The sequence below is a fragment of the Corallococcus sp. AS-1-6 genome (genome assembly GCF_020037015.1).
Lineage (GTDB): Bacteria > Myxococcota > Myxococcia > Myxococcales > Myxococcaceae > Corallococcus.
In genome coordinates this window covers 38,998-49,257 of the sequence record NZ_JAIQDE010000021.1, presented here as the reverse complement: position 1 = coordinate 49,257, position 10,260 = coordinate 38,998, and the positions used below count along the sequence as shown (strand labels likewise).

8 protein-coding genes are annotated in these 10,260 nt (G+C 71.2%); 3 read left to right on the top strand and 5 right to left on the bottom strand.

Translation table 11 applies throughout. The features are described from left to right. Positions 1-541: 541 nt before the first annotated feature. The 5 genes from K8612_RS25925 to K8612_RS25905 form a co-directional block, all read right to left on the bottom strand. Positions 542-1,498: a protein kinase gene (locus tag K8612_RS25925; RefSeq protein WP_223764269.1), complete on the bottom strand. Its 957-nt coding sequence runs from the start codon at positions 1,496-1,498 to the stop codon at positions 542-544. A gap of 118 nt (positions 1,499-1,616) precedes the next feature. Beyond that, positions 1,617-2,216 carry a hypothetical protein gene (locus tag K8612_RS25920; protein WP_223764268.1) on the bottom strand — a complete coding sequence of 200 codons (600 nt, stop codon included), beginning with the start codon at positions 2,214-2,216 and terminating at the stop codon, positions 1,617-1,619. A 199-nt stretch (positions 2,217-2,415) separates the two neighbouring features. Beyond that, a complete protein-coding gene (locus K8612_RS25915) occupies positions 2,416-3,414 on the bottom strand; it encodes an SDR family NAD(P)-dependent oxidoreductase (protein ID WP_223764267.1) in 999 nt (332 codons plus the stop codon). Between the two features lie 123 nt (positions 3,415-3,537). Beyond that, a complete protein-coding gene (locus K8612_RS25910) occupies positions 3,538-4,149 on the bottom strand; it encodes a DUF2378 family protein (RefSeq protein WP_223743307.1) in 612 nt (203 codons plus the stop codon). A 124-nt stretch (positions 4,150-4,273) separates the two neighbouring features. Further along, positions 4,274-4,666 carry a response regulator gene (locus K8612_RS25905; protein ID WP_223764266.1) on the bottom strand — a complete coding sequence of 131 codons (393 nt, stop codon included), beginning with the start codon at positions 4,664-4,666 and terminating at the stop codon, positions 4,274-4,276. Positions 4,667-4,972: 306 nt separating this feature from the next. Between K8612_RS25905 and fdh the strand changes: the two genes are divergently transcribed. Genes fdh through nrfD form a run of 3 tightly spaced genes read left to right on the top strand, consistent with a single transcriptional unit; the run spans position 4,973 to position 10,240 of the window. Further along, a complete protein-coding gene (gene fdh, locus K8612_RS25900) occupies positions 4,973-8,233 on the top strand; it encodes a formate dehydrogenase (protein WP_255672168.1) in 3,261 nt (1,086 codons plus the stop codon). 4 nt (positions 8,234-8,237) lie between these two features. After that, positions 8,238-9,038 carry a 4Fe-4S dicluster domain-containing protein gene (locus K8612_RS25895; protein WP_223764265.1) on the top strand — a complete coding sequence of 267 codons (801 nt, stop codon included), beginning with the start codon at positions 8,238-8,240 and terminating at the stop codon, positions 9,036-9,038. Continuing rightward, a complete protein-coding gene (nrfD, locus tag K8612_RS25890) occupies positions 9,035-10,240 on the top strand; it encodes an NrfD/PsrC family molybdoenzyme membrane anchor subunit (RefSeq protein ID WP_223764264.1) in 1,206 nt (401 codons plus the stop codon). Before K8612_RS25895 ends, nrfD begins: the two co-directional genes overlap by 4 nt. Positions 10,241-10,260 lie beyond the last annotated feature (20 nt).

Sequence of the window (10,260 nt, the reverse complement as noted above, 5' to 3'; positions counted from 1 at the left end):
ACAGCAGGGCTGTCCCCACGTACAGCGCGCGATGCCGGTGCTCGCGAGCAAGCCCCCAGGCGCGACGTCCGCACGCGCCCGGGAGCGCCTGATAGAAATCCCTCCGGGGACGTGTCTCCACGGTGGAGGCGACCTCGCTCAGCGACGCGTTCAGCGCCTGCTCGAAGCGCGCTTCGTCACGCCTCCCTGCCCGTCGCATACCGTGCATGGCATGGACAGCCATGGTCATGTTGGCCAATGGTGTCTTCGCTCTTGCGCCCGGACCCTCCGGCCAGGACGACTGCGTTTGCAAACCAGGCGGCTCTCGTCCGCGGCAGGACGCGCACCCGGCCCATGCTCTGGCCCATGGCTTCCATCCACTTCATCTGCAAGAAGGACGATCACCTTCTTGGCGGGGCATGAGCCACACCCGCGCTTGGACCAGTGGCGTGATTGGCGACGACACCCAGGCTTGAGTGCCTGACAAGAGTTGAGCCTCCTCTCCAGATGAAGAGGCTCCCTTCCAAGTCCACGACAGCCGCGCGCTGAGCGGCCCCGCGCCTCAGGACGGCAGCGTGCGCCCGCGCACGGACGCGGAGGCCGTCATCACCGACGCCGCGCCCACGTACACGTCCACCGGAGACAGCGGCCCGGAGCCCGGCAGCGCCGCCAGCTCGCGCACCACCGAGTCCCGCCCGTGGCACTCCACGCCGTGCCCCAGGCAGTCGCGCAGCGCCCCCTGGAGCCCCACGGCGGAGTCCGCCCCGCGCGCCTCCAGCACCCCGCGCAGCACGTCCCGCAGCGCGGGCGACACCCCACCCAGCGCCGCGTCCACGCCCGCCGCGTCCTCGGGGACCACCGTGTTCCCGCAGACCAGCTCCACCAACACCCGCCCCAGCGCGCGCAGGTCCTCCCGCGCCTCCCCCGGCGAGCCCCCCGCGCCCTCGCGCACCGGCGGCTCCACCCCGTCCGGCCGCGTCGGCGACATGAAGCGGCGCAGCAGCGGACGCGCGGGCCCGAGCCCGAAGTCCGTCAGCGTCACCTCACCGCGCGGCCCCACGCGGACGCGGTGCGCATGCACGTCCCCGTGCACCACGCGCGCGCCATGCGCGGCCTGCAGCGCCCCCGCCACCTCCGCGCCCACGTGACACACGAACGCCTCCGACGGCCGCCCGCCCCGCCCCAGCACCCGCCGGCGCGCCGTGGCCAGCGAACAGCCCGGGACGTAGTCCGACACCACCGTCAGCGTGTCGCGCACGTCCACCTGGAAGCCATGGAGCCTCGCGATGCCCGGGTGCCGCAGCGGCAGCGCGCGCGCCAGCGCCTCCTCCAGCGGACGCCGCGTCTCCGGCGCCAGGCCCGACGCCAGCAGGAACGTCTTCACCACCAGCGGGCGCGCGTCCGAAGCGTCCGGCTCCAGCGGCCACACCAGGGACACCCACTCGCCCAGCGGCCCCCTCCCCAGCGGATGCAGGGGGGCGAACGCGGGCAGCCGGGTGGCGAACGGAAGCACGGACATGGCAACCTCCAACCCAACACATCCAACCCGTGACGTCAACGCATGGCGCCCTACGTCACGGGTCCTGCATTCCCCGACACCCGGGCACACGGCCCGGGGTGCCGGGGAAGGCCCGAGACTAGAAGTAGCCGCCGACCGTGGTGGTGATGCCCAGCGTCACGTCGTTGCCCGCGAAGTAGCCCTGCTCCGAGCCCAGGCTGCCCACGTCCTGGCTGATGATGGCGCGCACCTGCGGACCCGCGCCGATGAAGAAGTTCGGCGTGAGGTGGAAGAGCACGGGGGCGTTGAAGTCCAGGACGAAGTTCACGTCGCTGGCGCCCGGCACGTGGGCGAACTGCACGCCGAAGCCCGCCTTGGGCCAGAGCGACACGCGCTCGGCGAGCGGCAGGTGGTAGCCCACGCGGCCCAGCACGCCCAGGCCCACGACGGTGCTGTCACCGAAGCCGAAGGCCACCAGCGCGGACGCGCCCACCGACAGGTTCTGCTGGAGGAAGTAGTCCGCGGAGGGCTCCAGGCGGATCAGGAACACCTCGGAGGCGGTGTTGTAGCCCAGGAAGCCGTTGAGGTCCTGGCTGATGACCATCTGGCCCGCCTGGCCGAACGACGACGACCGGCCCGGGTTCGCGTTCAGGTTCGGCTCCTCGGCCGCCATCGCCGGCACCGACACCGCGAGACCCGCCGCGACCGCAAGACCCGTCCACTTGCTGTTTCCACGCATCGATGTTGCTCCCCTCGTTCGCGCCCGGCCGACCCTTCCCGGAGCGCATGCGGGGCCTCTTCTAGCCAAAGCCCGCCGCAACGCGAGGATGTTTTCCGACCCACCCAACACTTCGTTGACACGACACCATCAGCGCCGCGAACGGAAAAATCCTGATCGCGGCCCCTCCGGCGCCGGTGACGTCTGATCGCGGCCTGTCTCAGCGGACCGCGCGCATCAGGCCGCGCGTGCCCAGCACCGCGCCGCCCACCACCCCGCCCGTGAGCGCGGCCAGTCCCAGCGTCGCGGTGAAGCGCTTCCACGCGGGCGTCGGCGGCACGCTGCCCCGGGGCCCCACGCCCGCGGTCACGGGGGTGAAGAGGTTGCCCTCGGGCCGGTCCAGCGGGGTGTCCGTCGTCTGCATCCGCACGCCGAAGCGGGACAGCACCGCCTTGCCCACGGAGGGCGCCACGCCGTTGAGCCACAGCATCAGCCGCCCCTGGAGGAACGCCGGCACGGACGTGCGGCCCGGCCGCTTCGCCAGCCGCACCACCGCGCGGGCCACCAGGTCCACGTCGTACGTGGGGGGCACCGGCACGGGCTTCTTGCCCAGCATCGTGGGCGCGTGGTCGAACATGGGCGTGGACACGGACGGCACCATCACGTTGGAGACGTGGATGCCCGTGCCGGCCAGCTCCATCTCCAGCGCCTGCGCCCACCCCAGCGTCGCGTGCTTCGCGGACGCATACGCGGACAGCAGCGGCGCGGCCCCCGCCGCCAGCATGGACTGCACGTTGAGCACGTGGCCGTGGCCCTGCTTCCGGAAGTGCGGCAGCACCGCGCGCGCGAAGCGGAAGTAGCCGAAGCACGACACGTCGAACACGCGCGTGATGTGCTCCCAGGGCAACTGGTCGAAGTAGCCGTAGGACTGCACCGCCGCCGCGTTCACCAGCAGGTCCACGCGGCCGTAGTGCGCCACGCACTCGCGCACCACGCGCTCCACGTCCTCGGCCACCGTCACGTCGCCGTCGCTCACCAGGCACTCACCGCCGCGCTGGAGCACCTCCACGCGCAGCCGCTCCAGGGCCGACTGGCGCCGGGCGGTCACGCACAGCCGCACCCCGGCCTCCGCCAGCCGCAGCGCGGACTGCCACCCCACGCCGCTCGACGCGCCCGTGACGATGGCCACCTGTCCCCTCAAGTCCTCGTGACGCGCCATGCGCTTTCGCCCCTCCTCGGCCAGAGGTGGGCCTTCCGCCCTGGCTTCGCACGAGGCAAGCCAGCGGAATCCTCCGCGTCCCCGCCCGCTCGCACGGCCGTCCTCCGGCCAGGGAGCCGCCGCCTACGACCAGGAGACGTCGTAGTAGGCGTCCACCAGGGACTGGGCGTACCCGCGCACCTGCACGTCGTGCACGCCCGTCACCTCCAGCGCGGACTGGAGGATGCCCTCGTTGTAGGGCACCGGCATCAGCGAGCGCTTCATGATGACCCGGCCCGACGTGGGGCCCGTCCACTCCACGGAGCGCTCGCCGAAGTTCAGCGCCGTGCGGTAGCCGGAGTGCATCAGCTCCAGCAGCCGCTTCGGGTCACCGCCCGCCTGCTGCACGAAGTCGCGCGCGAACATGGAGTTGAGGAAGTCCAGCATCGCCTGCGTGCCAATCTGCCGCTGCGCCGCATCATGGCCGCCGACGAGCGGCGACAACTGCTCCGCCGCCACGTAGGACAGCCGCAGGAAGCGCGGGAACGGATAGGTCTGCATGGGGATGAAGTCCGCCGTCTCCTCCACCAGCTCCAGACAGCGCTTCACCGCGTCCGGCCCGCCCAGGAAGCGCACCGCGTCCAGCACGCCCAGGAAGAACAGGCCCCGGCTCGTCTCCTCCGGCGCCGTCGCGGCCAGACGCGCTTCCAGGTCGCGGGCGACGTCCTCGGGTAGATTCAGCGTGCCAGCCGGCATCTGCGTCGTCCTTTGAATGAGGGGGAATGGACCAGGCGGGGACCTGACGGGGCGCGAGGATTCCACAGGTCCCGCTCCATCGCGAGTCCTCGATGCGCACGCGCCGCGCCACGCGACACATGTTTCACGACGTGTGAGGTCCTTGCTGGCCTTCCCCGGATGGCGGAAGGAAGTGGCGCACCACCTCCATCAGCGACGCCACCGACACGGGTTTGCGCAGGTAGGCCGCCGCGCCCGGCGGATGGAAGGGGCTGCCGGACAGCACGATGATGGGCACGCCGTCCAGCATGCGCTCCTGGGACAGCCTCGCGAGGAAGGCCTGTCCGTCCATCACCGGCATCATCAGGTCCAGCAGGACCAGTCCCGGACGCGGGTGGGACTTCAGCCAGCTCCAGGCATCCGCACCGTGGATGCACTGCGCGACGCGATAACCTTCCAGCTCCAACAGCGTCGCGACCGCATCCCGGAGGTCTTCTTCGTCCTCGATCAACAGGATGAGAGGGGCACTGTCCGTCATGCGGTTTCTCCACTCGCTTTCCGCCACGCATCCGGCCGTCGCGTGGCTGTGTGGGGATTCCGGCTCCGCCTGGAGACCCGGAGGTCCGCGGGGGGGGAGGAGCAGGAAGAGGCATTGGCGCCGTGGAGCAATAACGGCTCGAACCCCCCGGCCTGATTTCTTTCACCGCGCGTTTTCGTGCCTGCCCGCCTGCTCTCGCGTCCGCTACTGGACGTGGCCACGGGGCCGGCGGCACTGGCCCTCGCCGCCGCGCGTCCCCATCTTCAGCCTGGGGAGACGCGTGCGCGTCCTGCGAGAGGAGCGGCCTTGAAGTTCCGCGACCTGTTGAATGGCTGGCCGGTGCTGCGTCAGTTCGCCCGGGGAGATGGCCGGGCGCTGGGCGACACGGCGATGTCGGCGCGAAGCCGCTCGCTGGCTCCGCGCACGAAGTCCGCTGATGCCATCGTGAAGTCCATCTGTCCGTACTGCGCGGTGGGCTGCGGGCAGGAGGTGCACGTGCGCGACGGGCGCATCCTCGACATCGAGGGGGACCCGCACTCGCCCATCTCCCGCGGCCGGCTGTGTCCCAAGGGGGCCGCGACCTTCCAGTGGGTCACGGGCACGCAACGCGTGCGGCAGGTCCTCTACCGCCGCCCCGGCGGCACGGAGTGGGAGCCCATCCCCCTGGAAGAGGCGATGGACAAGGTGGCCGAGCGCGTGAAGCGCACGCGCGACGCGACGTTCGAGGTGACGGACGCGAAGGGCCAGTGGGTGAACCGGACGCTGGGGATGGCGCACCTGGGCGGGGCGACGCTGGACAACGAGGAGAACTACCTCCTCAAGAAGCTCTTCAGCGCGCTGGGCGTCGTGCAGGTGGAGAACCAGGCTCGAATATGACACGCGTCCACGGTGCCCGGTCTGGGCATCACGTTCGGCCGCGGCGGAGCCACGACGTTCCAGCAGGACCTGCAGCACTCGGACTGCATCCTCATCCAGGGGTCCAACATGGCCGAGTGCCATCCGGTGGGCTTCCAGTGGGTGATGGAGGCGAAGGCCCGGGGCGCGAAGGTCATCCACGTGGATCCGCGCTACACGCGCACCAGCGCGGTGGCGGACGTGTACGCGCCCATCCGCGCGGGCACGGACATCGCGTTCCTGGGCGGGCTCATCCACTACGTGCTGGAGCACGAGCGCTACTTCCGTGACTACGTGGTGCAGTACACCAACGCGGCCACGCTCATCCGCGAGGGCTTCCAGGACACGGAGGACCTGGAGGGGCTCTTCAGCGGCTACCAGCCGGAGGACAACCGCTATGACATCGCGTCCTGGCAGTACCAGGGCGCGGCGGGCGCCATCCCGGCGGCGGGCCACAAGGAGCTGACGGACGAGCCGGGCGCGGGCGGCGGCGGGCACGACCACCGCGTGGACGTGCACGACGAGCACCGCGACGAGACGCTCCAGCATCCCCGGTGCGTGTTCCAGCTCCTGAAGCGCCACTTCTCCCGCTACACGCCGAAGGTGGTGTCGCAGGTGTGTGGCGTGGACGAGGCGCTGTTCCTCCAGGTGGCCCGGACGCTGTGTGACAACTCCAACCCGGAGCGCACCAGCGCGTTCTGCTACGCGGTGGGCTGGACGCAGCACTCGGTGGGCGTGCAGTACATCCGCACGGCGGCCATCCTCCAGTTGCTGCTGGGCAACATCGGCCGGCCCGGCGGCGGCATCCTCGCCCTGCGCGGGCACGCGTCCATCCAGGGCTCCACGGACATCCCCACGCTCTACAACCTGCTGCCCGGCTACCTGCCCATGCCGCGTTCGAACGCGCCCGCGGACGGCCTGGAGCACTACCTCCGGAACAACAAATCCGGCAGCGGCTGGTGGTCGGAGTTCCCCAAGTACGCGGTGTCGCTGCTCAAGGCGTGGTTCGGGGACAAGGCCACGCAGGACAACGGCTACCTGTTCCGCCACCTGCCCCGGCTGACGGGCAATCACTCGCACATGCAGACGGTGGCGGACATGGCGGACGGGAAGCTCCAGGGCTACTTCGTCATGGGGGAGAACCCCGCCGTGGGCAGCATGAACGGGGCGCTCCAGCGCAAGGGGCTGCGCCACCTGGACTGGCTGGTGGTGCGCGACTTCACCCTCATCGAGACCGCGGAGTTCTGGCGCACGGCGCCGGAGGTCCAGGCCGGGCAGGTGCGGCCGGAGGACATCCCGACGGAGGTCTTCTTCTTCCCCGCCGCCGCGCACACGGAGAAGGACGGCAGCTTCACCAACACGCAGCGGCTGCTGCAATGGCATCACAAGGCGGTGGAGCCGGCGGGGGACACGCGCAGCGAGTTGCACTTCGTCTACCACCTGGGGCGCAAGCTGCGGGAGCGCTACGCGGGATCCACGGACCCGAAGGACGCGCCGCTGCTGGATTTGACGTGGGACTACCCCACGCACGGGCCGCACGCGGAGCCCTCCGCGGAGGCGGTGCTGAAGGAGGTCAACGGCTACACGGTGGCGGACGGCAGGCCGGTGGACGGCTTCACGGCGCTGAAGGACGACGGCTCCACGGCGTGCGGCTGTTGGATCTACTCGGGCTGCTACAAGGACGGCGTCAACCAGACGGCGCGGCGCAAGCCGGGGCAGCAGCAGACGTGGGTGGCGCCGGAGTGGGGCTGGGCGTGGCCGTCCAACCGGCGCATCCTCTACAACCGCGCGTCCGCGGACGCGAGCGGCAGGCCCTGGAGCGAGCGCAAGCGCTACGTGTGGTGGGACGCGGAAGAGAAGAAGTGGACCGGCGAGGACGTGCCGGACTTCATCGCGGACCGGCCGCCGGAGTACCGGCCGCCCGAGGGCGCGACGGGGCTGGCGACCCTCGCGGGCAATGATCCGTTCCTGATGCAGGCGGACGGCAAGGGCTGGCTCTTCGCGCCCAGCGGGATGATGGACGGGCCGCTGCCCACGCACTACGAGCCCATGGAGTCGGTGGTGCCCAACCCGCTCTACGCGCAGCAGTGCAGCCCCACGCGCGAGGAGTGGCGGCGCAAGGACAATCCCTATCACCGGGCCTGGGGCGACCCGCGCTATCCGTACCTGGTCACCACGTACCGGCTCACCGAGCACCACACCGCGGGCGGCATGTCGCGCTGGCTGTCCTGGCTGAGCGAGCTGCAGCCGGAGATGTTCTGCGAAATCTCCCCGGAGCTGGCGCGCGAGAAGGGGCTGAAGAACGGGGACTGGTGCACGCTGGCCACGGCGCGCGGGGACCTGGAGTGCCGGGCGCTCGTCACGGAGCGCATCCGCCCGCTGAGGGTGAAGGGGCGCCAGGTGCACCAGATTGGCCTGCCGTACCACTGGGGCGTCACGGGGCGCGTGCGCGGCGAGGGGGCCAACGAGCTGACCGCGTTCGTCGCGGATCAGAACGTGGACATCCAGGAGTCGAAGGCGTTCACGGCGGACCTGCGGGCGGGGCGGATGCGCTCGGGGGAGCGGGCCGCGGCGGGAGCGGCGCCGCCTGCGCTCACGGTGCCGGAGGTGCCGCGCGACGTGACGCCCCAGGCGGACCACGCGGAGACGCAGGAACCCGAGGGGAAGGGATAGGCGCATGGGGAGCCGCAAGGGGTTCTTCACGGACACGACGCTCTGCATCGGCTGCAAGGCGTGCGAGGTCGCGTGCAAGCAGTGGAACCAGCTCCCGGACGACGGCTTCCACTTCACGGGGATGTCCTACGACCACACGGCGCACCTGGGCGCGTCGACGTGGCGGCACGTGGCGTTCGTGGAGCGGCCGGTGCCGTTGCAGGGGCAGACGTCGGGCGCGGGGGACTTCTCGTGGCTGATGATGTCGGACGTGTGCAAGCACTGCCAGCGCGCGGGGTGCCTGGAGGCGTGTCCCACGGGCGCCATCGTGCGCACGGAGTTCGACACGGTCTACGTGCAGCCGGACGTGTGCAACGGCTGCGGCTACTGCGTGTCGGCGTGTCCGTTCGGGGTGATTGACCGGCGCGAGGATGACGGGCGCGCGTGGAAGTGCACGCTCTGCTACGACCGCATTGGTGACGACCAGACGCCCGCGTGCGCGAAGGCGTGCCCCACGGCGTCCATCCAGTACGGCGACCTGGACGAGCTGCACGCGAGAGCGGAGTCGCGGGTGCGCGACCTGCATCAGCGAGGCATGACGGACGCGTACCTGTATGGGAAGGACGCGCAAGCCCAGCCGGGCACGGGCGGGCTCAACGCGTTCTTCCTGCTGCTGGACAGGCCGGAGGTCTACAACCTGCCGCCGGATCCGGTGGTGCCGACGAAGAAGGCGCTGCGCTCGTGGGCCTCGGTGGCGATGGGCGCGGTGGGCATGGTGGCGGTGGCGCTGGGCGCGGTGGCGTTCGGCCGGGAGGGGCGCGGATGAGCGACGACACGCTGTTGGATCGGCTCCAGCGCAAGGCGGACGGGCGGAACATCGACCCGCGCGCGGGCATCCTGGAGGGCGAGGGTGCACAGCAGCGGGTGAAGGATCCGGAGCCCGCGCGGCAGGGGATGGGCGTGCTGACCACGGTGCCATCGCGGTCCGGGCCGGACAGCGCGGGAGCTCCGAGCTACTACGGCCTGCCGGTGTTGAAGGAGCCGCTGTGGATCTGGACGGTCCCGGCGTACTTCTACGTGGGCGGGGTGGCGGGCGCGGCGAGCGTGCTCGGGGTGGCGCTGGAGCACCTGGGGGTACGGAGGCTGGAGCGGCTGGCGGAGCGCTGCCACGCGGTGGCCACGGCGGGAGACATGGTGAGCGCGGGGCTGTTGATCCACGACCTGGGCCGGCCGTCGCGCTTCCTGAACATGCTGCGCGTGTTCCGGCCCACGTCGCCCATGAGCATGGGTTCGTGGGTGCTGGCCGGTTCGGGCGCGGTGAACACGGCGGCCTTCGTGCTGCGGCGGATGCCCGGCGCGCTGGGAGTCATGGGGCGCGCAGCGGGGTGGATGGGCGCGGTGCTGGGCTTGCCGCTAGCGGGGTACACGGCGGTGCTGGTGAGCAACACGGCGGTGCCGCTGTGGCAGCAGGTGGGGCGCACGCTGCCGCTGTTCTTCATGGCCTCCGCGACGGCGAGCGCCGGGAGTCTGTTGTCCCTGTTCCCGCACACGGACGCGGAGGAGCGCGTGCTGCGCCGCTTCCGCATCGCGGGCAAGGTGGCGGAGGCGTTCACGCGCGAAGCCGTGGAGCTGGAGGCGCGGCAGGTGGCGGAGGTGGGGAAGCCGCTGCGCACGGGTGCATCGGGAGCGCTGTGGGCGCTGTCGCGGACATGCTCCCTGGCGGGCCTGGTGATGGACGTGCTGCCGGGACGGGCGAGGTGGAAGCAGGTGACGGCGGACGCGCTGACCACGGTGGGCGCGGTGACCGCGAGATACGCCGTCATCCAGGCGGGCAAGGCCTCCGCCAGGAACCCGCAGGCCACGTTCCAGGGACAGCGGCAGGGGCTGGGCGCGGCCCAGGTGGAGGGGAACACGGAGGCGTCGGACGGAAAGCCCCTGAGCTTCCCTTTGCCCGTGCTGGGTCAGGGCTCGGCGCCACGGGCCGGCATGCCCTACGCGCGGTTCATGGCGACTCGGCCGGAGCCGTGACGCCGCGCCTTGCCTTGTCC